Source organism: Corynebacterium sp. (assembly GCF_030535495.1).
In the GTDB taxonomy this organism is placed as follows: Bacteria; Actinomycetota; Actinomycetes; order Mycobacteriales; family Mycobacteriaceae; genus Corynebacterium.
Genome location: NZ_JAUNRW010000012.1, coordinates 15842 through 39324 on the forward strand (window position 1 = coordinate 15842; position 23483 = coordinate 39324).

Here is a 23483-nt window from a genome sequence, read left to right on the forward strand (position 1 = left end):
CCCGACATCCCACCACGACTACTTTTTCGAGCGCCGAATCTGTTTGATGGCGGCCTGGTAGATCTCTGCGGCAGGGGGGTCCCGGTAGAGATTCTTGTCCTCGGCCTCCTGCACGGCGGTGGTCAACAATGCGTCACGTTCGTTATCCAGCTGTTCCCGGTAAGCGAGCAGATCAGACAGCAGAATCCGGCGATGCCTGGAACCGGGGACGCGCTCACAGGGGAGTTCCCCCTGGTCGATGGCCTTGATGAGGGTCGGCCGGCTGATTCCCAGAACGTCTGCGGCCTGCTGAGTAGTCAGTTTCTGATCCACCGGGACAATCGACACAGCCTGTTTCCGCAGCAAACTTGCAACTACCACCCGCAAAGTCCGGTACACCTCTGCGGGAAGCTCGAACTGATCCCCATCGGGCCCCACAAGCGCGGCCGGTGATGAATGCTGCTCCAGAAACCGGGAAAGGTCCAGGAGCGCGCCCATGTCACCAGGCTCAACGACCGTCGCGTTATACATGCCTCGATTATCCCCTCCATTCGAAATATTCGCAATAGCCAGGTCCAGCAATCGAGAGCCCCGACACTGCGGTAAAGGTAGGGTGTACGTCATGCGGATCGTCACCTGGAACGTCAATTCCGTGCGCACGCGTGCAGAGCGCATCATCGCTTTTCTGCAGCGCCACGACGTGGATGTGCTGGCAATGCAGGAGACGAAGTGCACCGACGAGAAGTTCCCCTACGCCGTCTTCGAGGCGGCCGGCTACGAGGTCGCCCATGCCGGCACCAGCCAGTGGAACGGCGTGGCGATAGCGTCGCGGGTGGGCCTCGCGGACGTCGATAAGCATTTTCCCGGACAGCCGGGCTTCGACAAGGACCCGGGCGCCGAGCAGACCGTCGAGTCCCGCGCCATCGGCGCGACGTGCGGCGGGGTGCGCGTGTGGAGCCTCTATGTGCCCAACGGGCGCGAGATCGCCGACCCGCACTACGACTACAAGCTGCGCTGGCTCTACGCCCTCCAGGACCACATCCGCCACGACGCCACCGACAAGGCCGTCTACCTCGGCGACTTCAACATCGCCCCCCTGGACGAGGACGTGTGGGACATTCACTTCTTCGACGGCAAGACCCACGTCACCGAGCCGGAGCGGATCTGCTTCGAGGGGCTTATCGACGCCGGACTCACCGAGGTCACCCGCCCCTTGAGCGAGCAGCGCTTCACCTACTGGGACTACAAGGCCCTGCGCTTCCAGAAGGGCGAGGGCATGCGGATCGACTTCCAGCTGGCCACCCCGGCGCTGGCGAAGCTGGCCACCCGTGCCTTCGTCGACGTCGAGGAGCGCGCCGGGCAGGGGGCCTCCGATCATGCCCCGGTGGTGGTCGACTACGTGGAGAAGGCCACCTTCGACGAGGTCCGTTAAGTGCACCTCGCCCTGGACATCAGCACCTGGCAGTTGATCGGCCTCATCGTCGACTACTCGATCAAGATCATCGCCATCGGCCTGGTGCCGGAGGGGCGGCGACCGAGTTCCTCCACCGCCTGGCTGCTGGCGATTCTGCTGCTGCCCTTCATCGGCCTCCCCCTGTTCCTCCTCATGGGCTCTCCCTACATCAACCGGCGCCGCCACCGCATCCAACGCGAGGCGAACGTCATGATCGAGGACGTCCAGTCGCACGTCCCCGACTGGCCGGACAGCTGTGACCTGCGGCCGGAGATGCAGTCCATCGTCCGCCTCAACCGGCGGCTGACCAACCTGCCGGCCGTCGTCGCCCACAACCGGGGCGTGCACGGTGACTACGAGGAGGCCATTCTGCGGATGGCCGCGGCCGTCGACGAGGCCACCGACCACGTCCACGTGGAGATCTACATCACCTCCTGGGATGACACGACCGACCCCTTCTTCCGCGCCCTGGAACGCGCCGTGCAACGCGGGGTGACGGTGCGCTACCTCTTCGACCAGATCGGCTCGCTGAAGTACCCGGGCTATTTCCGGCTGGGCCGCCGACTGACGAAGATCGGCGTGAACTGGCAGCTCATGCTGCCGCTCAAGCCGTGGCGCTTCAAGTTCCGCCGCCCTGATCTGCGCAATCACCGCAAACTGCTGGTCATCGACGACCGCGTCGGGTTCATGGGGTCGATCAACATGATCGACCGCTCCTACCTCATGAGCGCCAATGTCCGGAAGGGGCGCCAGTGGGTGGACTCCATGGTGGAGGTCTCCGGCCCGGTGGTGGCGTCCATGGCCTTCCTCTTCGCCGTCGACTGGTACGCCGAGACCAACGAGCTGCTCGACATCGCCCCACCCCCCGAGCACGAAGTCGAGGACCCCTCCTGCCCCGAGCCGGGCAGCTCGGACAACATCGTCCAGCTCGTACCCTCCGGTCCGGGCTACACGACGGAGCCGAACCTGCGGATGTTCAACTCCATCGTCCACACCGCCAAGCACCGCCTCGTGCTCTGCTCCCCGTACTTCATCCCGGACGAATCCCTGCTCGAGGCCGTCACCTCCGCCTGCTACCGGGGCGTGCAGGTGGATCTGCTGGTCTCCGAGAAGTCCGATCAGTTCATGGTGCACCACGCACAGACCTCGTACTACCAGGTGCTTCTCGAGGCCGGAGTGCGCATCCACCTCTTCCCCGCGCCCTACATCCTGCACTCGAAGTTCACCATCGCGGACCCGGGGTCGGTGACGGCGATGGGCACGGTCGGCTCCTCCAACATGGACATGCGCAGCTTCGGCCTCAACTACGAGGCCACGCTGATGATCGCCCGGGGTGACCTCATCGACGATCTCAACGAGCTTGCCGACGCCTACCTCGCCGTCTCCCGCCGCCTCACCCTGGAGGAGTGGAACGACCGGGGTTTCCTGCGCCGGTACGTCGACAACGTCATGAAGCTGACGTCGGCCCTGCAGTGACCCGGGTGGCGTAGACCGCCGCCCCCAGCGCCACGAGGAAACAGACCACCATGCCCAGCGCCATGGTCACCCCGACATTCTCCCCCAGCCCCATGAGGGGGCTGACCAGGCCGGCGATGCCGAACTGGGCGAATCCCATGAGCGCCGAGGCCGAGCCGGCGCGCTCCCGCACCAGCCCGGTGCCCAGCGCCGTGGCGTTGCCCATGACGACGGAGATGTGCGCGACGACGACAAACAGCAGCCCCAGGATGAGCCACTTCTCCGGATACCACGCGGCCACGGCCACGAGCAGCAGGGAGGCGGCCGCCTGGACGCCGAGCGCGCCGAGCAGCAGACGCTCGGTGGGCACCCGGCCGATGAGCCGTCCGTTGACCAGGCTGCCGGCGATGATACCCACGCCGTTGAGCGCGAATATGAAGCCGTACCCGCGCACGGACATCCCCAGCTGCTCCTGCATGAGGAAGGGGGAGGCGGAGATGTAGCAGAAGATCGCCGAGAAGGCCGCCGCGAAGGTGACCAGATACCCGCGGTAGCCACGGTTGCCCAGCACGAGGGCGTAGTTGGCCAGCACGCCGCGCACGGTGGCGGGGCTGCGCTGTTCGAGGGGCCGCGATTCGGGGATGACGGCCAGAACCACCACCACCTGGATGCCCGCCAGACCGGCCAGGACCCAGAACAGCCCGCGCCAGCCGATGGGTTCGGCCAGCAGTCCGCCGAGCACGGGCGCGAGGATGGGCGCCACGCCCTGGATGGTCATGAGCAGGGCGAAGGCCTTCGCCGCGGCCTCGCCCACCGCCAGGTCCGGCACCACCGCACGCGAGAGCACGATCGCCGCCCCGGCCCCGAGGCCCTGGATGAGGCGGGCGAGGATGAGCGTCTCGATGCCCGGGGCCAGGGCCGCGGCCACCGCGGCCAGCAGCGCCACGACGGTGCCGACGAGCATGAGGCGGTGGCGTCCCAGGGCGTCGGACAGCGGGCCGATGATGAGCTGGCCGCCGGCCAGGCCGGCGAGGAACGCGGAGAGCGTGAGCTGCACCATGGGCTGCGTGGTGCCCAGGTCGCGCGCGATGTCCGGCAGGGCCGGCAGGTACATGTCGATGGCGAAGGGCGCGGACGCGGAGAGCAGGGCCAGCGCCATGAGCAGCCGTACGGTGAGCTGCTGGGGGGCGTTCATTCCGGACACCTTAGCCCAATGGTGTCGGGGATTCGGCAGTGATACATTCGGGTGGACATCAGTTGTCTGCCATATGGCGGGCAGGTTAACAGTGAGGGGAAGGGACCACGGATGACCGCGGACACCACGCGCCCCCGCCCCCTCCCCGGCACCCAGCACTTCATCAACCCCAAGCAGATCCCCGCCGAGCGTGACTTCGTGGCGCTGACCGCCCTCGGCGCCGGCGTGCGCTGGGCCGGTGTCCTCGCCGCGATCGTCATGATGTTCCTGGCGATGTACCTCATTCTCGACGGCGCCTTCGCCCTCGGTTCCCCCAGCGTCAGCCGCCTGTTCGACCTGGCGACGAATCCGGTCATCGGCCTGCTCATCGGCATCGTCGCCACCGCCGCCCTGCAGTCCTCGACCGCGGTGACCGCCCTGACCGTCACCGCCGTGGGCACCGGTGGGGTGTCGGTGACGGTGGCGATCCCCGTCATCCTCGGCGCCAACCTCGGCACGACGATCACCGCGATGATCGTCTCCTTCGGCTACCTGGGACACCGCCGCAGTTTCGAGCGCGCCTTCACCTCGGCGTCGCTGCACACGTGGTTCAACGCGATCTTCATCCTGGTGTTCTTCGTCCTGGAGATGGCCTTCCAACCCTTGCAGCGCTTCACCAGCCTCGTCTCCGACTCGGTCGTGGGCGATGCGGCCACCGACACCGGCCGCGAGCTCGCCTCGCTGTTCGCCCCGCTTATCGACGCCGTGGGCGTCCAGGGTGCCCTGGGCACCCTCCTGCCCCCGCGGGCGGCCGCGGTCATGGCGATCATCGCGGGCACGCTCATCATCCTCGGGGCGATCCGCCTCATCAACGCCCTGCTGTCGGTGCTCACCGCCGCGACCACCCGCACCCTGCTGGAGCGTTCCTCCGGCGCCTCCGATGCCCTCGGCGTGCTCTCCGGTGCCCTGGTCACCATGGCCGTCAACGCCTCCTCGGTGACCGTCTCCTCCCTGCTGCCCTTCACTGTCGCCCGCACCCTGAAGATGCGCGAGGCACTGGCGATCATCCTGGGTGCGAACGTGGGCACCACCCTCATGTCCCTGCTCGCCGCCCTGGCGGTTCCCGGGCCGATGGGTGCGCTGGCCGTCCAGGCGGCCCTGGTGCACGTGTCCTTCAACGTGGTGTCGACGTTGCTGGTCATCATCCTCCCGCCGCTGCGGGAGTGGATCATCCGGCTGGCCGTCGCCTCCGGCCGGGTCGCCGCGCGCGGGTACTCGGTGGCCGCGGCGGCGATGGCCGTGGGCTATTTCATCGCCCCGGCCCTGATCATCCTCACCTACTCGGTGCTTTCCTGAGTCAGGCGTCGCGACGCTGCAGGACGACCACCCCGGCAATCCAGGCGATGAGCACCCACATGAGGAAGTAGGCACCGGACCCGTAGGTCTCCCACCGCACCCCCTCCAGGCTCACCCCGTTGATGAAGGCCCCGAGGTTCTCGAAGGGCAGGTAGCCGACGATGTCCGCGCCGATGCGCGGCACGAGGCGGAAGACCTGCTCCAGGCCCATGAACCAGATGAGCATGAGCGCCACCGTGCCGGCCGTCTGGCGCAGGAGCAGGGCGATGCCCTGGCTGATCATGACCGTCATGGCCGCACCCGCCGGGTAGACCCACATGATGTGCTGGGCGTCCGGGTCGTCGAAGGGGTGGAAGAGCTCGGCCGCCGAGGCCGGCGCCAGAGCCTTGGCCACGAAGAAGCCGATGAGCACCACCACGAACGTCAGTGCTGCGGCGAAGGCCGCGTAAAGCAGCAGTTTCGCCAGGGCCACCGTCCACCGCCGGGGCGTGGCCAGATAGCTCGAGGACTGCACACCGTAGCGGTACTCCGTGGTGATGAGCATGATCGCCTGGATGATCAGCACCGGGAAGCCGATGATGAAGACGGTGGTGGCAATGGTCGGGGCCCACAGGGTGGGGAACCCGCCGTCCGCCTCCATCGTGGTCAGGCCGGTCATGGTGGCCCAGCCGAGCCCGACCGCCACGAACAGGACGGTGGTCCACCAGAACGACGCCGTCGTGCGGAGCTTGGTGAACTCCGCCGCCAGAGTGTTGAGGAACATTCTTCTCCTACTTCTTCGCGTTCTGCTCTTGCGCCTGGTACTGCACGGAGGCGCCGGTGGAGTCCATGAACGCCTCCTCCAGCGAGGCCTGCCGTTTGGTCAGCTCCCGGAGCTGGAACCCCCCGGTGAATGCCAGGGCGCCGACCTCCTCGGTGCTGCTGCCCGCCACCTCGAGACCATGGCCGTTGACCTTGGTCACCGGCAGACCGGCCGCCTCCAGGTGCTCCTGAAGACCCGCCTGGTCCTCCGCGCGGACGAGCACCGTCTGCGCCGAGTGCTGCCGGATGAACTCCTCCGTGGTGGTGTCCGCCACCAGGCGCCCCCGCCCGATGACGATGAGATGGTCCGCCGTCAGCGCCATCTCCGAGAGCAGGTGGGAGGAGATGAGCACGGTGCGCCCCTCGGCGGCCAGCGCGCGGAGCAGGCCACGGACCCAGCGGATACCCTCCGGGTCGAGCCCGTTGACGGGTTCGTCGAGAACGAGGATGCGGGGATCCCCCAACAGCGCCCCGGCCAGGCCGAGCCGCTGCCCCATGCCGAGGGAGAAACCGCCGGCCTTCTTCTTGGCCACCCCGCTCAGGCCGACGAGGTCGAGCACCTCGTCGACGCGGGAGGTGGGCAGCCCGTTGCTCTGGGCCAGCCACCGCAGGTGGTTGGCGGCGGAGCGGTTGGGGTGGACGGCCTTGGCGTCGAGAAGCGCGCCCACCTGGGTGAGCGGGCGGGCGAACTCGCGGTAGTGGCGGCCGTCGATGAGCGCGGTGCCGGCGGTCGGGGTGTCCAGTCCGACGATCATGCGCATCGTCGTCGACTTGCCCGCTCCGTTGGGTCCGAGGAATCCCGTGACGATCCCCGGCTGCACCTCAAACGACAGGTCATCGACTGCGCGGACCTGCCCGTACTCTTTGGTCAGCCCTGAAACGTGGATCATGGAATCCAGCCTGCCACACGTGTCAGAGGTCCAAGCTGTCAACCACCTGAACAAGTCCGGGGAGTGATCGCGCGAACGCGGGCATGAGGGGCAGCTGCGACAGTTCCGACAGCGGCACCCACCGCAGCTCGAGGGATTCCTCGTTGGAAAACGTCCGCAAGGGCTTACCCGTCGTGGTCCGGGCGATGACGGTGGTGTACGTCCAGTCCCCCGCCAGCTCCGGCTGCTGCGGGTCCGCCGGGTACGGCCCCGCGGTGACCTCCTCGTGGAGGACCTCGATGAGCGCGGGCTCGATCGAACACTCCTCCAACGTTTCCCGCACGGCCGCCTCCCGCGGGGATTCGTGGGAGTCCCGGGCCCCGCCCGGCAGGGCCCACGTCCCGCCGTTGTTCGTCCACAGTGCGCGGTGCTGCATGAGCACCGCCGGGTCCTCGTGCCCCGCCAGAAGCATCAGTCCCGCCGCCCCGAAACGGCCCCACACCTTCGTGCCGGGGCCCGCGGCCCACCCGTTTCCGTCACCGATCATGCCCCCGAGCGTAGCCGCCCGCTTCTGCCTGGCGCGGGGCATGGCGCAGGACACACCCAGCGGGTTATCATGAGTCAATGACCGGCGCGACGGAACCACCCGAGCGTGCCCCGGGGGGTGCCACCTCCGGACCGCCGGGCACGCTCCTGCACTACCGTCGCACCCGCCTGCGCACTCCCGGCAACGGGTCGAAGCGGGCGTCGATAAGCATTATCGACGATGACGGGGCCGATGTCCCCGAGGACACCCGCGACCACTGGCTCGACGAGGTCACCTCGGACGAGGAGCACCGGCGCCGCGGCGCGATGGCCCGGGTCATGGACACCTTCGCCGTGCCCTACCTGTGGTTTCGGCGCATCTTCTCCTTCCTGGCGACCACCCCCGGCAAACTGGTGGCCATCTCCGTCATCCTCTCCACGGCGATCTTCGCGGCCGGCTGGTCGATGTCGCAGTCGTCCTCCGACCGGCAGCAGGAACTCGACGTGCTGCTGACCACCACCGAGCCGATGAGCTACGCCGCGCACAACCTCTACACCTCCCTGTCGCTGGCGGACACCATCGCCACCACCGGCTTCGTGCAGGCCGGCGTCGAATCCGCCGGCACCCGCGCCCGCTACAACGCCGCCATCGACCGCGCCATGATGTCCGCCGCGGAATCCACGGCCGGCATCGCCCTGTCCGACCGCGACACCCTCCAGCTCATCGCGGACATCGAGCGGCAGATCCCCATCTACACCGGGCTGGTGGAAACCGCGCGCACCAACAACCGCCTGGGCAACCCCGTCGGCGTCGCGTACATGGCGGAGGCCTCCTCGCTCATGCGCGAACAGATACTTCCCGACGCCGCCACCCTCTTCGCCGCCACCTCCTCCAACGTCCGCGAACAGCAGCACCAGCTCACCCGCCCCCAGTGGGTGCCGCTCTCGGGCCTGTTCGCCGCCGTGTTCTTCCTCCTCGTCGCCCAGTGGCTGCTGTGGCGGATGACCCGTCGCCGCCTCAACCGGGGATTCCTCGCCGCCACCGCACTCATGGCCGTCGCCATCGTGTGGGTGTCCGTCTCCAACTTCAACACCTGGCAGGCCGGCACCCGCGGCTTCGAGCAGGCCTCCATGCCCTGGGACTCGCTCACCGCCTCCCGTATCGAGGCGCAGCAGGCCCGCACCTCGGAGACCCTCGCGCTGGTCCGCCGGCAGTCCATCGCCGACACCTCGACCTCCTTCGGGGCCACCGCCGATGAGATCAACCTCGCCCTCGACGACTTCGAGCAGGCCGAGGGACACAACCCCCTGGCGTCCGGCAGCAACCGCGCCCAGATCATCGAGGCCCGGTCCGCGTTGTCGGACTGGGAGGGCGCACACGCCAGGTTCGTCGTGTCCATGAACTCCGGCAACTACGCCGAGGCCGTCCGCCTGGCCACGACCACGACACTCGTGCCCGGCTCCCCGCCCACCGCCGCGGCCTCCTACGACCGCCTCGACGGGGCGCTCTCCCGCCTCATCGCCGACGCCCGCTCCTCCATGCGGGCCTTCATCAACGACGGCCTCGCCGCCACCCAGCTGGTGTCCACCGCCGTGCTGCTGCTGAGCATCCTCGCCGTCCTCGCCGTGTGGATCGGTGTGCGCCCCCGCCTGCAGGAGTACCTGTGATGCGCCGTCTCCTCCCCGTCATCCTGGCGGCCACCCTGGCGGGGTGCTCGCTGCCGACACTGGAGTTCCAGCGCACCCCCGCAGGTTCGCAGCCGACCGCCCCGCAGCGCCCCGTCGCCCACGCCTACGGTCCCCCGCTGCCCGCCGGATCCCTCGTCGAGGAGCCCGGCGCGGAGGAACCCCGCGAGATCAACACCTGGGACGTCGAGGGATCCCTGCGCCCCTACGTCACCGAGGCGGACCTGGCCCTGACCATCCCGCACATCACGGAACGCGGCCGCCTCATCGTCGGCGTCGACCAGTCCCAGAACCTCCTGTCCTTCCGCGACGCGGTCACCGGCGAACTCGAGGGCTTCGAGGTGGACCTCGCCCGGGAGATCGCCCGCGACATCTTCGACGACCCGGATCTCGTCGATTTCCGCTTCGTCGAATCCGCCAACCGCGCCTCCGCCCTGGAGAACCACGAGGTGGACATCATCATCCGCACGATGACCGTCACCCGCGCCCGCCAGCAGGAGGTGGCCTTCTCCACCCCCTATCTGACCACGGACTCCCGCCTGCTGGTCATGCGGAATTCCGCCATCACGGGGGTGGCCCAGCTGCCGGGCCGCACGGTGTGCGTCACCGACGGATCCACCGCCCTGGAAAAGGCCCGGATCAATGCCCCGCAGTCACGCATCCTCAAGACCCGCAGCTGGGCGGACTGCCTCGTCGCCCTCCAGCAGAGCCAGGCCGACGCCATCCTCTCGGATGACACCATCCTCTCCGGGATCGCCGCCCAGGACCCCTACACCGAGATCGTCGGCGAATCCCTCGCCTCCGAGTCCTACGCCGTCGCCGCCGCGCTCCCGGACCGCCACATCGACACCACGGGCCTGATCCGCCAGGTCAACGCCACGATCGAGCGCGTGCGTGCCGACGGCACCTGGTGGCGGCTCTACAACCAGTGGTTCGCCGTCTACCTGGCCACCTCCGGCCCGCCGGATCTGTCCTACCGGCCGGAAGACCCGCCCCGACCCCCGGAGCCCCCGGAGCCCGCACCCGAGGAGGAGGAAGAGAGTGAATAGGCCCGACTACGAGAACCTCCCCGGTGACCTCCCGGACGACGCCCCCGGCACCCAGGCCGTCCACTTCGACCCCTTCGCCGATGACGACGACGGTGTCGACGCCGGCCTCGACGCCCTCATCGCCGACCTCGGCAACCTCCGCGACCAGCACGAGGACGGCCCCACCTCGGCGGTGACGGGGCCGAACACGGCGCCGACGGCGGCGTCGATAAGAGACGACACCTCCGCCCGCGCCCGCGAGCTCGCCCTGTCCACCTTCCGCGAGCGTCGCGACGCCGAACGCAGCGGCCGCTCCGTCGCCGACGGCATGGTCAACCTGCCGTTCATCCGCCCCGGGCGCCCCGAGGATGCGCTGCAGGATCCGGCGGAGGCCGCGCAGAAGGGCATCCCCGCCCCGCACCTGCAGCCCGGTGACATGGTGGCCGGGCAGTACGGGATCATCGGCGTCATCGCCCACGGCGGCATGGGCTGGATCTACCTGGCCAACGACCATTTCGTCTCCGGGCGGCTGGTGGTGCTCAAGGGCATGCAGTCGGAGAAGTCCGCCGATGAGATGGGCGCGGCCGTCGCCGAGCGCGAGTTCCTGGCGGACATCACCCACCCGGGCATCGTGAAGATCTTCAACTTCATCGACGATCCCCGCGTCCCCGGCGGCTTCATCGTCATGGAGTACGTGGGCGGGCCGTCGCTACGCAGCCGCCGCAACAGCCACGACAACCACGTCCTCCCCATCGACCTGGCCATCGGCTACCTCATCGAGGTCCTGCCCGCGCTCGACTACCTCCACTCGCGCGGGGTGGTCTACAACGACCTCAAACCCGACAACATCATCGTCACCGAGGACCAGGTCAAGCTCATCGACCTCGGCGCGGTCTCCGGCATCGGGGCCTACGGTTTCATCTACGGCACCAAGGGTTTCCAGGCGCCGGAGGTGGCCACGCACGGACCCAGCGTCGCCAGCGACATCTACACCATCGGCCGCACGCTGGCCGCGCTGACCATCCCCCTGCCCAAGGACGACTCCGGCGCCTACCTGCCCGGCATCCCCTCCCCGTCGACCGAGCCGCTGTTCCGCAAACACCTGAGCTTCTACCGCCTGCTGCGCCGGGCCACCAACGAGGATCCCGAGCAGCGCTTCCGCGACATCACCGAGCTGTCCACCCAGCTCTACGGGGTGCTCCGCGAGGTCATCGCCATCCGCACCGGCGAGCAGTTCCCCGCCCAGCACTCCCTGTTCTCCCCGCAGCGTACGACCTTCGGCACGAAACACCTGGTGTTCCGCACCGACCAGCTCATCGACGGCATCGACCGCACCGTGCGCATCACCTCCCCCGAAGTGGTCTCCGCGCTGCCCGCCCCGCTCATCGACCGCACCGACGTCGGCGCCGGCATGCTCTCCGGCTCCTCCTACACCGAACCGCAGGAGGCCCTGGAGACCCTGCGCCAGGCCATGAAGACCCCCGAGTACGAACAGTCCGCCGAGATCCCCCTCGGCGTGGTCCGCGCCATGCTCGACCTCGGCTTCACTGGCCAGGCCCGCTCCTGGCTGTCCTCCCTTGAGGGGCGGCTGGGGCTGGACTGGAGGTTCCAGTGGTACTCCGGCGTCACCGCCCTGCTTCTCGACGACTACGTCTCCGCCCAGAAGCACTTCGCCGAAGTCCTCACCATCCTCCCCGGCGAATCCGCCCCCAAGCTGGCGTTGGCCGCCGTGGATGAGCTCATCCTCCAGCAGCTCGGCCATCACCACGCCGCGCTGCTTCCCGAGAAGGTCGCGCGGGCGTCGTCATTGCTGAGCACCAGCCTCGACGCCGTCGACCCCGCGGCCTTCGGCGAGATCACCCCCACCTGGCTGCACGTCACCCAGGAACCCGCCCTCCTGCGCTTCAACGCCCTCGGCCTCTACGGACTGGTGTGGGCCACCAACCCCACCACCGTCTCCTCCGCCTTCGGGCTGGCGCGACAACTCATGGCCGAGGGGCAGATCGAGATGTCCGTCGCGGCCCTCGACCGCGTGCCCCAGGCCTCCCGCCACCACCGGATGGCCCAGCTGACCACGATTCTCCAGCTCATCTCCGGCACACTCACCGAGTCCCGCATCCGCCGCGCCGCCCGCCGCCTCGAGGAGATCCCCACCAACGAGCCCCGCTTCCTGCAGATCAAGATCGCCGTCATGTCCGCGGGCCTGAACTTCCTCCGCGACGCCTCCGTCGAATCCGCCGCCTCCCCCAACGACCTCTTCGACTACCACTTCACCCAGACCGGCCTCCGCTACGGCCTGGCCTACACGCTGCGGCAACAGGCCCGGCAGGCGCCCTTCGCGAGGCACCGCTACGCGCTGGTCGACCTGGCGAACCAGGTGCGGCCGGTGACGTGGTTTTAGTCGCGCGCGTTCGCGTTGGCACGTGAACTTTTCGCTCGCTGGACATTTCCCCAGGTCGCGGCGTGTGACTGGTGGGGTTCACGTGCGAACAGTTGCAGCTACCATGCTCTGCCGCCCACGCACCGCCACAGAGAAGGATCCAACGGCACTCCTCTCTGAGCCACTCTGCCGAACATGCTCACCACTCCCCTCATGGCACTGGCGTCCCGCGCGGAGGCGTTGTTCACCCGGTAGTTAAGCACCCCGAGGTTGGATATCTTGTGTTGCCGGATCACATCCTCGCGGGCGGCGATCTCCACAGGGATCCCGAACTCCCCCTTGAACTTGCCTCCACCGTCATACTCCGTGCCGAACCCGATCTCCGGCCAGAAGAAGTCCATGCGGGCAACGAAATTCCCCTCGTGGTCGTAGAGATTCACCTGCTGGTACGGAGCCGGCAGGCCGGCCCTCCACAACGCCACCTTCATGTCCGACTCCCGAGGGCTCTCCGAGAAGGCGGTGGCCAAAGACGCCGCGTCCCGCATCAACTTCACTCCGTGCTGACCAAATCCGCGCCGGAGGGCCGCCTCTATGTCCTTCGGTGTGGCCAGGTCCTCTCGCAGCGCGTAGTCCAGACCCCTGACACCGGTGGAAAGATCATGCCACCTCGCCAAATCGAGGCCCGTGGCGGCGGGAGGGGTGACGACGACCTTGCCGAAGCGGGTGTCCTCGATCTCGGCGACCACAGACTGTTGGAGGGAGAGATGACGTAGCGTGTATGCCTTCCGGGCTCGCGGCTTGGTGGCCCCGTACATGGCGAACTCGACAGGATGGTCCGTCTCCCACCCCTTCATGGGCATGCGGTGGATGAGCGCCGCCGATTTTCCGGCCGCAATCGCGCCCTGCGCCGCGGATCCCGTCGCCACGATCCGGGCGAGCGCCCTTCCCCTGTGGTCGAGCTCGTGCCAATCCCGCGATCTGATGTAGATCCCCTTGGCGAGCTTGATGCGCGATGTGTCCTTGTAGAACTTCTGCTTCTCCCCTTCCGACATCGTGGCGATGTCGATGAGAGGCCCCCCGACCCGTGTCATGCCGCAACCTTAACCCGCGGCTCCACCCGTCGCTAGGTATCACTTACCGTTAGCACGTGAACCCCACCCGTCACACATCGCGACCTGGGGAAATGGCATATCGCCGAAAAGTTCACGTGCCAACACTAACGCACGCCGAAGCCCCCGGCGCCGCAGCACCGGGGGCCGACGTCTAGACGTTACTTACCGGCGAGTGCGGTGGCCTTCTGGGCGATGGCCAGCTCCTCGTTCGTCGGCACGACGAAGACCTTGACGGCGGAGTCGTCGGTGGAGATCTCGCGCGGACCGTCGTTGGGGAGGTCGTTGCGCTCCGGGTCGATGGTGATGCCGTACATCTCCAGGTTGGCCATGGCGTCCTCGCGGACGAACTTGGCGTTCTCACCGACACCGGCGGTGAAGGTGATGGCGTCGACGCGGCCCAGGGCGATCATGTAGGAGCCGATGTAGCGACGCAGCTGGTGGATGTAGATGTTGTAGGCGGACCAGGCGTCGGTGTCGCCGTCCTCGATCATCTGGCGCAGCTCGCGGAAGTCGTTGACTCCGGACATGCCCTTGATGCCGGACTTGCGGTTGAGCAGGGTGTCGATGTCGTCGATGCTCAGACCGGCGGTGCGGTAGAGGTGGAAGATGATGCCCGGGTCGATGTCGCCGGAGCGGGTGCCCATGACGAGACCGGCCAGCGGGGTCATGCCCATGGAGGTGTCGATCGCGTGGCCGCCCTGGACGGCGGAGCAGGAGGCGCCGTTGCCCAGGTGGAGGACGATCTGGTTGACGTTCTTCGGGTCCTTGCCCAGCAGCGCCGGGACCTGCTGCGAGATGAACTCGTGGGAGGTGCCGTGGAAGCCGTAGCGGCGGACACCGTTCTCGCCCGCGACCTCGGCGTTGACGGCGTAGAGGGCGGCGGCCGGCGGCATGTCGGCGAAGAAGCCGGTGTCGAAGACGGCGACGTGCGGCACATCCGGGAGGATCTGGCGGGCGACCTCGATGCCGTCGATGTTGGCCGGGTTGTGCAGCGGGGCCAGGGGGATGATGTCGCGGATCATCTCGACGACCTCGTCGGTGATGAGCTCCGGGGTGGAGAACACCTTGCCGCCGTGGACGACGCGGTGGCCGACGGCGGAGATGTCGATCTCGGTCGGGCCGGCGCCGTGCTCGGACATGATGTCGAAGGCGATCGCCAGGCCGGCGGAGTGGTCGGCGATGGGAGCCTGGGAGGTGAACTTCTCGCCGTTGATCTTCACGACGATGTTGCCCTGGGGCTCACCGATCTGCTCGATGAGGCCGGAGACGAAGGGGTCGTCGTTGGCGTCGGCGGTGGGATCGAGCACCTGGAACTTGATGGACGAAGAACCGGAGTTCAGAACGAGTGCGTAGGTCATTAGTTTCCTCCGGCCTGGATGGCGGTGATGGCGACGGTGTTGACGATGTCCGGGACGGTGGCGCCGCGGGACAGGTCGTTGACGGGCTTGTTCAGGCCCTGCAGGATCGGGCCGACAGCGAGGGCGGAGCCGGTGCGCTGGGCGGTCTTGTAGCCGATGTTGCCGGCCTCGAGGTCCGGGAAGACGAAGACGTTGGCGTGGCCGGCGACGTCGGAGTCGGGCATCTTCTTCTTGGCCACGCCCGGGTCCACGGCGGCGTCGAACTGCAGCGGGCCGTCGACCTTGAGCTCGGGGTCGATGCGCTTGGCGTTGTGGAGTGCCTCGATGGCGCGCTCAACGTCGGGGCCGGAGCCGGAGGAGCCGGTGGAGTAGGACAACATGGCCACGCGGGGCTCGATGCCGAACTGGGCGGCGGTCTTGGCGGAGACGACGGCGATCTCACCGAGCTGCTCGGCGGTCGGGTTGGGGTTGACGGCACAGTCGCCGAAGGCCCACAGGCGACCGCGCATGACCATGAGGAAGATCGAGGACACCACGGAGGCGTCCGGGGTGGTCTTGATGATCTGGAAGGAGGGCTTGATGGTGTGGGCGGTGGTGTTGGCCGCGCCGGAGACCATGCCGTCGGCGATGCCCTTGTGGACCATCATGGTGCCGAAGTAGGAGATGTCCTTCATCGTCTCGCGGGCTTCCTCGACGGTGACGCCCTTGGACTTGCGCAGCTCGGCGAACTCCTCGGCGAATTCGTCGAGAAGCGGGGAGGTGAGGTGGTCGACGATGTGGGCCTTACCCAGGTCGACGCCGAGCTCACCGGAGCGGTTCTTGATCTCGTCGGGCTTGCCCAGGATGGTGAGCTCGACGATGTTGCGGTCGAGCAGCTGGCCGGCCGCGAGCAGGATACGGTCGTCCTCGCCCTCGGGGAGGACGATGTGGGCCTTGGCGTCCTTGGCGCGCTCGAGCAGCCAGGATTCGAAGACCGGCGGGGACATGACCGGGGAGACGGTGATCTTCAGGGCCTCCTTCAGCTTCACGACGTCGCGCAGACCGTCCTCGGTGACGGCAGCGGCGATGACCGCGTCGAGGGTCTTGGCCTGGCGCTCGGCGAGCTGGACGTGGGTGCCTGCGGCGTCGGTCAGCAGGATGATCGGCAGGCCGAGGGCCGCGGCGATCTCTGCGTCGAAGTGCAGGTTCCCGGTGCCGACGACGAGGGCCGGGCCGTTGTCGAGGAGTCCTGCGGTGACGATGGAGCCGACCTTGGACTCGTGGTCGTCGAGACGTCGGACGGCGAGGCCGAGGGACGCGGCGAGGCCGTCAATGTCAACACCGTCAAAGTTGCGGTTGACGACACTGAGCAGTGCTGAACGAGGGTCAGACATGCGTAACCTTTCTGTCGCTGAGCGGGGCGTCCGGGGCAACACAGGATCGCCGCTCGTGTGGGATCGGTCGCCATTCTATAACGAATGTCGCCTCCGCCACACTGGTACCGACGGGAATTTTCAGACTTAACACGACATAACCGGACATTCCACAATGTGACGCCCCGCACAGGTGGCGGGCGGCGGCTGGAGGGGGGCGTCGATAAGCAAAAGTTCCCGCAGGCCAACCGCACAATCGGAAGTATCACCAAGCACCGCCCATCCGGTGTGGGAATGATGCCCGATCACGCACAGCACCGGCGCCGGATGTCCGCTCACCCCCTGTGACACACCTGCGAATTTCCGCGAATCCCCCGAGCCCGAGCGCCACCGGCCACACCCCATCGGTACCCCCGCCCGGAATACGATGGGCACAGCAGAGGTCAGTAGTATGGAACGAAACTGTCCCCACTCCGAAGGATGTCCCATCACCATGTCCCGCCCCCTGCGCGTCGCCGTTGTCGGTGCCGGTCCCGCCGGTATCTATGCCTCGGATCTGCTCGTGAAGTCGGATGAGGACGTCACGGTCGACCTCTTCGAGCGCATGCCCGCCCCGTTCGGCCTCATCCGTTACGGCGTCGCGCCGGACCATCCGCGCATCAAGGGCATCGTCAAGTCGCTGCACGCGGTGCTGGACAAGCCGGAGATCCGTCTGCTGGGCAACATCGAGATCGGCAAGGATCTCAGCGTCGACGAGATGCGCGACTACTACGATGCCATTGTCTTCTCCACCGGCGCCACCGGTGACCGCGATCTGCGCATCCCCGGCTCCGACCTGGACGGTTCCTTCGGCGCCGGCGAGTTCGTCGGTTTCTACGACGGCAACCCGGACTTCGCCCGCGACTGGGATCTCACGGCCGAGAAGGTCGGTGTGATCGGCGTGGGCAACGTGGCCCTCGACATCGCCCGCATCCTGGCCAAGACCGCCGATGAGCTCAAGGTCACCGAGATCCCGGACAACGTCTACGAGAACCTGGCGCGCTCCGCCGTCAAGGAGGTCCACGTCTTCGGCCGCCGCGGCCCGGCGCAGGCCAAGTTCACCCCGCTGGAGCTCAAGGAGCTCGACCACTCCGACAACGTCGAGGTCATCGTCGACCCGGAGGACATCGACTACGACGCCGCCTCGGAGGCCGCCCGTCGCGAGTCCAAGTCCGTCGACCTGGTGTGCCAGACCCTGGAGGGCTATGCCATCCGCGAGCCGAAGGGGGCGAAGAACAAGCTCTACCTGCACTTCTTCGAGTCTCCGGTGGAGATTCTCGGTGAGGACGGCAAGGTCGTGGGCCTGAAGACCGAGCGCACCACGCTCGACGGCACGGGCAACGTCCGCGGCACCGGCGAGTTCACCACGTGGGATGTGCAGTCGGTCTACCGCGCCGTCGGTTACCGTTCCGAGGCCGTGGAGGGCGTGCCCTTCGACGCCGATTCCGCCGTGATTCCCAACGACGGCGGCCGCGTTCTCGACCCCGCCACCGAGGCCCCGGTCAAGGGCCTCTACGCCACCGGTTGGATCAAGCGCGGCCCGGTGGGGCTGATCGGCAACACCAAGTCCGACGCCAAGGACACCACCGGCATGCTGCTCGACGACTTCCACGCCGGCCTGCTCGACGCCCCCGCGCATCCCGAGGCCGACGCCATCCTCACCCTGCTCAAGGAGCGCGGTGTCCCGGTGACCACCTGGGACGGCTGGCACAACCTCGACGCCGCAGAGCGCGCACTCGGTGAGGCCGAGGGCCGCGAGCGCAAGAAGATCGTCGAGTGGGATCAGATGGTCACCTCCTCCCACCCCGAGTACGAGATCTAGGGTGCGCCTCACCGCCGGGCCGCTCGCCGAGCTGCGCCCGCTGCAGGTCCACCAGCTGTACAAGCTGCGCGTCGACGTCTTCGTCCACGAGCAGCAGTGCCCCTACGCGGAGATCGACGACACCGACGCCGCACCCACCACGATCCACATCTGCGCGTGGTCGGGCGAGGAACTCCTCGGCACCGCGCGGCTGTTCCCCGTCGACTCCGGCTGGCAGTTCGGCCGCTTCGCACTGGTCAGACAGGCCCGCGGCACCGGCGTGGCGGGCGCGATTATGGACCGGGCCCTCGAGCTCGGCGCCGGTCACGACATGCTTCTCGACGCCCAGGTGCCCCTCGTCGCCTACTACGAGCGTTACGGTTTCCGCCCCGTCGGGGAGCGTTTCGACGACGCCGGCACCCCGCATCAACCGATGCGGCGCGCTACGGTGAGGGCGTGAGCACACTCTTCATCACTTCCCGCTTCTTCGACCTCTCCGCCGCCGAGATCCACGCCCTGCTCAAGTTGCGCCAGGACGTCTTCGTCACGGAGCAGGGATGGGCGCACACCGACATCGAGGACGTCGACTTAGACGGCTCCTCCCGCCACCTCCTGGCCTTCGACCTCTCCGCGCGCCCCATGCCTTTCCTGGGCGCGGCGCGCGTCATCGACTCCGACGGCCAGGCCAAGCTGGGGCGGATCTGCCTGTCGCCCGCCGGCCGGGGCACCGGTGTGTCGAGCGAGCTTATCGACGCCGCCGTCGCCATGGCCCGGGAGACCTTCCCCGACCGCGAGATCGTTCTTGACGCCCAGGCCCCGCTCGTGGACTTCTATCGCCGGCACGGCTTCGAGCCGGTCGGGGAAGCCTTCGAGCTCGGCGGGATCGACCGTCAGCCGATGGTGCTGGCTGCCACCTGAGCGGCACCGGCGCGGGCCGCATCGGGGGTCTCGGCGGTCACGAGTGCCAGGGTGGAGAACTCCTCGTAGTGGCGCACGTCCGACTCCGGCACGGCCAGGGCCTTGGCCAGGTCGAGTGGCTCGCGCACCACGGCGCAGGCGCCCGGTGAGACGAGGGTGGTGTCGATGGGGAGGCCGAGGATGGCGCGGGCGTGCAGATCCCACTGGGAGAAGCGCTGGGTGGCCAGGGTGACGGCGCCGGATTCGTGCGGGCGCGGGGTGACGGCGGAGAAGTAGACGTCCTCTCCGGCGACGAACATCTCCACCGCGAACAGGCCCCGCCCGCCCAGGGCATTGGTAATGCGGGCGGTCATGGAGCGGGCGTTTTCCAGCGCGGAGTGGTCGACGTCCATGGGCTGCCACGCCTCCGCGAGTTCCCCGGCCCGGTGGGCGTGACCGACGGGCTCGCAGAACCAGGTGGCCAGCTTGCCCGTCGCGGGGTCGACGGAGCGCACCGCGAGCATGGTCAGCTCGTGGTCGAAGTCGACGAAACGCTCGACCATGACGCGGCGGTCCGACCAGGCCGCCTCGATGTCATCGCCGTCGTGGAGGACGCGGTGGCCCTTCTCGGAGGAGAAACGCGCGGGCTTGACGATGCACGGCAGTCCCAGCTCAGCCACCGCCGCGACGAACTCCTCGCGGGTGTCGGCGAAGAGGTAGGCGGTGGTGGGCAGACCGAGCTCCTCGTTGGCCACCGTGCGCAGGGTGTCGCGCTCCACGGTGAGGCGGCAGCCCTTGACGGAGGGCACGATGTCCACCCCGGATTCCTCCAGGGCCTTCAGCCCGGCGATGTCGACGTCCTCCACCAGCGGCACGACGTGGTCGATCTCGTGCCGGGTGACCAGCACCCGGAGTTCGTCACCGTGGGCGGCCGCCCCCTCGGGGGCGGTGTGGACGGTGACACCGAGGCGTCGAAAAGCGGCGGTGAGCTCCGCGGAGCGGCCGAGGAGGAGGACGGCGGTCATCTAGTTGTCCGCCAGGACGTCGTGGCGCACGATCGTCTGGTCGCGGCCCGGGCCGACGCCGATGTAGGACATCCGGCAACCGGAGAGTTCCTCGAGGCGCAGGACGTAATCCTGGGCCTTCTGCGGCAGTTCCTCGAAGGTGGTGCAGCCGGTGATGTCCTCGTCCCAGGCGGGCATCGTCTCGAAGACGGGCTCCGCGTGGTGGAAGTCGGTCTGGGTCATCGGCATCTCGTCGAAACGCTGGCCGTCGACCTCGTAGGCCACACAGATCGGGATCTCCCCGATGCCGGTGAGCACGTCCAGCTTGGTCAGGAAGTAGTCGGTGAAGCCGTTGACGCGGGAGGCGTAGCGGGCGATGACCGAGTCGTACCAGCCGCACCGGCGCTTGCGGCCGGTGTTGACGCCGACCTCACCGCCGACGGTCTGCAGGTACTCGCCCCACTTGTCGAAGAGCTCCGTGGGGAACGGACCGGCACCGACGCGGGTGGTGTACGCCTTGATGATGCCCAGGGTGGTGGTGATGCGGGTCGGGCCGACGCCGGAACCGACGCAGGCACCGCCGGCGGAGGGGTTCGAGGAGGTGACGAAGGGGTAGGTGCCGTGGTCGACGTCGAGCATGGTGGCCTGGCCGCCCTCCATGAGGACGTGCTTGCCCTCGTCGAGGGCCTCGTTGAGGACGCGGTCGGCGTCGATGACCATGGGGCGCAGACGGTCGGCGTAGCCGAGGAAGTACTCGACGATGGTCTCCGGGTCGATGGCCTGGCGGTTGTACATCTTCACCAGGATCTGGTTCTTCACGTCGAGTGCGGAGGTGACCTTCTGGCGCAGGATCGACTCGTCGAAGATGTCCTGCACGCGGATGCCGATGCGGTTGACCTTGTCGGCGTAGGCCGGGCCGATGCCGCGGCCGGTGGTGCCGATGGCGCGCTTGCCCAAAAAGCGCTCCTGCACGCGGTCGAGGACCTGGTGGTACGGGGCGACGAGGTGGGCGTTGGCGGAGATGCGCAGGCGCTCCGGGTTCGCGCCGCGGGCGGCGAGGCCGTCGATCTCCTCGAAGAGCGCCTCGAGGTTGATCACCACGCCGTTGCCCAGGATCGGGGTCGCGTTCTCGGAGAGGACGCCGGCCGGAAGGAGCTTCAGCTCGTACTTCTCACCGCCGACGACGACGGTGTGCCCGGCGTTGTTGCCGCCGTTCGGCTTGACCACGTAGTCGACTTCGCCGCCCAGGATGTCGGTGGCCTTGCCCTTGCCCTCATCGCCCCACTGGGCGCCGACGATCACGATTGCAGCCATTATTGGGTCACTTCCACTCAAGTTTCGGGAACGCGTGGCTGTTGGAAGCCACAGACGGCTTACCATTCTACTACGGGTTGTAGGATCAACCCTCATGCGAGTGGTGATTCTGCGCTGTGGTGACGTCGATGTTCCGGCCGATGTGCCCGGCACCGTCCTGAGTCTGCCGGAGATCCCCGGCCGCCGCGACCTGGCGCCGTTGGACGCCATCGCCGCCGAGGTCCTGCCGGAGGACCCCACCCCCTCCCTCGACGAGATCGCCCAGCAGCCCGACGTGGCCCATCTCAGCGTTCCGGGCCCGGCGCCACAGGCCCCGCACCTGCCGGAGCCGCTCCGGGTGATCGTGGTGGGTTCCGACGCCGCCCTGGCCGCCGTGCTCACCCGCATGATGCGCGGTGACTATCTGTGGGCCGAGGTGGCCTTCGTGCCGGTCGGCGATTCCGTCGCCGCCGCGAACTGGGGCCTGGATTCCCCGTGGCGGATCGCGCTGGCCGGGGTGGTGCGCCCGGTCCCGCTCATCCGCACTGACCTGGGCCTGGCCGTCGCCGGCTCGGCGACGATCACCGAGTGGGAGGGCGGGGAGATCACCGGGGAGATCATCGTCAACGACCATGTGCTGGTGCGCCACGAGGGCCGCGCGGACGTGCTTTTCGACGGCGTCTTCGGCGCCCGCCTCGTCCCCATGCTCGCCGCCCCCGGCATCGCCGCCGTGCGCATGCGCGAGCCGGCGGCGTTGGAGTTGTCCTTCCGTCAGCGCCTGGCGCACCGCTTTTCCGGCTCGACTCCGGTGGATCCGGAATCCCTGGCGACGGGCCGCGCGGTGCAGGCCGGAGGACCCTCGCTGGCGGTCACGATCGACGGGGTGCGCCATAAGCGGCCACTGGAGCGTTCGACCTTTTACCGTCACCTGCGCGATCTGCAGATCGTCCGCCCCTGATGTGATTAAGATCACATAGGGGGTTTCCGCCGCAACCGCCCCTCACTGTGGTCGCCGTCACATTATCGGCCGCTGATCGCGGAGGTCAGGCCACGATACCTGACCAGCAGAATCCATCATCCCGACCACATGTGACCAGGACAGGGCGCACATTGTAACCCGCTTCCCCCGGAATTCAAGGACCCCGCCGCGGGCCCCGAATCTCGTGGCAGCGGCGTCACGGCATTCCTACGCTCGGAATCAGATCACCCGATCCCCGAAAGGAATCCAGCACCATGAACCGCAACATCCACGACCTCACCACCGCCACCGCCTACGACCGCGACGGTGAGAAGCTCGGCTCCGTCAAGGAGGTCTACATCAACGACTCCACCGGCCAGCCGGACTTCGTCGAAGTGGGCCACGGCCTCTTCGGCATGAGTTCCAGTATCGTGCCCCTCCGCGGACACCGCCTCGACGGTGAGGACCTGCAGCTCGCCTTCACCAAGGACCGCATCCAGGATGCGCCGAACATCAGCGGCGACGACCACCTCTCCGAGGAGGATCACGCCACCATCTACCGCCACTTCGGTCTCGACGGCACCCCCAACGAAACCGAGTACGAGCCGCACCGTTTCGACGACGACTACGACCGCGACTCCCGCGATCTGCACCGCGATGATTATGCCCGTGATGATTACGACGCGACCCCGGCACAGGGCATGCCCGGCGACCAGGTCGTCGCCCCGGGTGTGGCAGGCGGGGTCGCCGGCACCGCTGGCACCACCGGTGCAGTGCCGGAAGGCACCGACGTGCACGGCTTCGGTGACCACCGTCGTGACGGTGACGCCTCCGCCGACCGCCTCCGCGCCGATTCCGACCACGAGCTCGGCCTCGACCGCACTCCCGAGGACCGTGCCGCCCGCGGTACCAGCGCCCACGGCATGAGCGACGAGCCCCGCGAGCAGCTCCGCGACTACGAGA

General features: G+C 68.0%; 21 protein-coding genes. 11 read left to right on the forward strand and 10 right to left on the reverse strand.

The window, feature by feature from the left end; all coding sequences use genetic code 11:
* Positions 1-18 precede the first annotated feature (18 nt).
* Positions 19-510 carry a helix-turn-helix domain-containing protein gene (locus Q4F73_RS03010; protein ID WP_303357871.1) on the reverse strand — a complete coding sequence of 164 codons (492 nt, stop codon included), beginning with the start codon at positions 508-510 and terminating at the stop codon, positions 19-21.
* Between the two features lie 91 nt (positions 511-601).
* On the opposite strand from Q4F73_RS03010, the gene Q4F73_RS03015 reads away from it, so the two are divergent.
* Together Q4F73_RS03015 and cls are read left to right on the forward strand one after the other, a co-directional pair.
* Positions 602-1411 (forward strand): exodeoxyribonuclease III, encoded by an 810-nt coding sequence (locus tag Q4F73_RS03015; RefSeq protein ID WP_303357872.1) that lies wholly within the window; start codon positions 602-604, stop codon positions 1409-1411.
* Entirely contained in the window at positions 1412-2908 is a 1497-nt protein-coding gene (gene cls, locus Q4F73_RS03020) for a cardiolipin synthase (RefSeq protein ID WP_303357873.1), read from the forward strand.
* Here cls and Q4F73_RS03025 read toward each other — a convergent pair.
* Positions 2880-4082, reverse strand: a complete 1203-nt coding sequence (locus tag Q4F73_RS03025) for a multidrug effflux MFS transporter (protein ID WP_303357874.1) — start codon at positions 4080-4082, stop codon at positions 2880-2882. The genes cls and Q4F73_RS03025 overlap by 29 nt on opposite strands.
* A gap of 111 nt (positions 4083-4193) precedes the next feature.
* On the opposite strand from Q4F73_RS03025, the gene Q4F73_RS03030 reads away from it, so the two are divergent.
* Positions 4194-5417 carry a Na/Pi symporter gene (locus Q4F73_RS03030; protein ID WP_303357875.1) on the forward strand — a complete coding sequence of 408 codons (1224 nt, stop codon included), beginning with the start codon at positions 4194-4196 and terminating at the stop codon, positions 5415-5417.
* Between the two features lies 1 nt (position 5418).
* On the opposite strand, the gene Q4F73_RS03035 is transcribed toward Q4F73_RS03030, so the two are convergent.
* The 3 genes from Q4F73_RS03035 to Q4F73_RS03045 are packed head-to-tail and all read right to left on the reverse strand — an operon-like array spanning position 5419 to position 7634.
* Positions 5419-6180 carry a multidrug ABC transporter permease gene (locus Q4F73_RS03035; RefSeq protein WP_303357876.1) on the reverse strand — a complete coding sequence of 254 codons (762 nt, stop codon included), beginning with the start codon at positions 6178-6180 and terminating at the stop codon, positions 5419-5421.
* Between the two features lie 7 nt (positions 6181-6187).
* Positions 6188-7108, reverse strand: coding sequence for an ABC transporter ATP-binding protein (locus tag Q4F73_RS03040; protein ID WP_303357877.1), 921 nt, complete (start codon positions 7106-7108; stop codon positions 6188-6190).
* A 22-nt stretch (positions 7109-7130) separates the two neighbouring features.
* On the reverse strand, positions 7131-7634 hold the full coding sequence (locus Q4F73_RS03045; RefSeq protein WP_303357878.1) for an NUDIX domain-containing protein: 504 nt from the start codon (positions 7632-7634) through the stop codon (positions 7131-7133).
* Between the two features lie 77 nt (positions 7635-7711).
* Between Q4F73_RS03045 and Q4F73_RS03050 the strand changes: the two genes are divergently transcribed.
* The 3 genes from Q4F73_RS03050 to Q4F73_RS03060 are packed head-to-tail and all read left to right on the forward strand — an operon-like array spanning position 7712 to position 12727.
* The gene (locus tag Q4F73_RS03050) at positions 7712-9280 is read left to right on the forward strand and encodes a hypothetical protein (RefSeq protein WP_303357879.1); all 1569 of its coding nucleotides are present in this window, start codon (positions 7712-7714) and stop codon (positions 9278-9280) included.
* On the forward strand, positions 9280-10347 hold the full coding sequence (locus tag Q4F73_RS03055) for a glutamate ABC transporter substrate-binding protein (protein ID WP_303357880.1): 1068 nt from the start codon (positions 9280-9282) through the stop codon (positions 10345-10347). Before Q4F73_RS03050 ends, Q4F73_RS03055 begins: the two co-directional genes overlap by 1 nt.
* Entirely contained in the window at positions 10340-12727 is a 2388-nt protein-coding gene (locus tag Q4F73_RS03060) for a serine/threonine protein kinase (RefSeq protein ID WP_303357881.1), read from the forward strand. The genes Q4F73_RS03055 and Q4F73_RS03060 overlap by 8 nt, the downstream gene beginning before the upstream one ends.
* A 98-nt stretch (positions 12728-12825) precedes the next feature.
* Here the strand turns inward: Q4F73_RS03060 and Q4F73_RS03065 are convergent, their stop codons facing one another.
* The 3 genes from Q4F73_RS03065 to pta form a co-directional block, all read right to left on the reverse strand.
* The gene (locus tag Q4F73_RS03065) at positions 12826-13797 is read right to left on the reverse strand and encodes a hypothetical protein (RefSeq protein ID WP_303357882.1); all 972 of its coding nucleotides are present in this window, start codon (positions 13795-13797) and stop codon (positions 12826-12828) included.
* Between the two features lie 179 nt (positions 13798-13976).
* Positions 13977-15176, reverse strand: a complete 1200-nt coding sequence (locus Q4F73_RS03070) for an acetate kinase (RefSeq protein WP_303357883.1) — start codon at positions 15174-15176, stop codon at positions 13977-13979.
* Positions 15176-16549, reverse strand: a complete 1374-nt coding sequence (gene pta, locus Q4F73_RS03075) for a phosphate acetyltransferase (protein WP_303357884.1) — start codon at positions 16547-16549, stop codon at positions 15176-15178. The genes Q4F73_RS03070 and pta overlap by 1 nt, the downstream gene beginning before the upstream one ends.
* Before the next feature lie 472 nt (positions 16550-17021).
* Between pta and Q4F73_RS03080 the strand changes: the two genes are divergently transcribed.
* The 3 genes from Q4F73_RS03080 to Q4F73_RS03090 are packed head-to-tail and all read left to right on the forward strand — an operon-like array spanning position 17022 to position 19286.
* Complete coding sequence (locus Q4F73_RS03080; RefSeq protein WP_303357885.1) at positions 17022-18389, forward strand: FAD-dependent oxidoreductase; 1368 nt, start codon at positions 17022-17024, stop codon at positions 18387-18389.
* 1 nt (position 18390) lies between these two features.
* Entirely contained in the window at positions 18391-18828 is a 438-nt protein-coding gene (locus Q4F73_RS03085) for a GNAT family N-acetyltransferase (RefSeq protein ID WP_303357886.1), read from the forward strand.
* Positions 18825-19286, forward strand: coding sequence for a GNAT family N-acetyltransferase (locus Q4F73_RS03090; protein ID WP_303357887.1), 462 nt, complete (start codon positions 18825-18827; stop codon positions 19284-19286). Before Q4F73_RS03085 ends, Q4F73_RS03090 begins: the two co-directional genes overlap by 4 nt.
* Here the strand turns inward: Q4F73_RS03090 and Q4F73_RS03095 are convergent.
* Both Q4F73_RS03095 and Q4F73_RS03100 read right to left on the reverse strand, forming a co-directional pair.
* Positions 19259-20290, reverse strand: coding sequence for an ATP-grasp domain-containing protein (locus tag Q4F73_RS03095; protein WP_303357888.1), 1032 nt, complete (start codon positions 20288-20290; stop codon positions 19259-19261). The two genes, Q4F73_RS03090 and Q4F73_RS03095, sit on opposite strands and share 28 nt — an antisense overlap.
* The gene (locus tag Q4F73_RS03100; protein WP_303357889.1) at positions 20291-21583 is read right to left on the reverse strand and encodes an adenylosuccinate synthase; all 1293 of its coding nucleotides are present in this window, start codon (positions 21581-21583) and stop codon (positions 20291-20293) included.
* 94 nt (positions 21584-21677) lie between these two features.
* Here Q4F73_RS03100 and Q4F73_RS03105 point away from each other — a divergent pair, with 94 nt between their 5' ends.
* Positions 21678-22520, forward strand: a complete 843-nt coding sequence (locus Q4F73_RS03105) for a hypothetical protein (RefSeq protein WP_303357890.1) — start codon at positions 21678-21680, stop codon at positions 22518-22520.
* Positions 22521-22795: 275 nt separating this feature from the next.
* Positions 22796-23483: PRC-barrel domain-containing protein (locus Q4F73_RS03110; protein WP_303357891.1), on the forward strand; the 688-nt coding region annotated here is incomplete at its 3' end.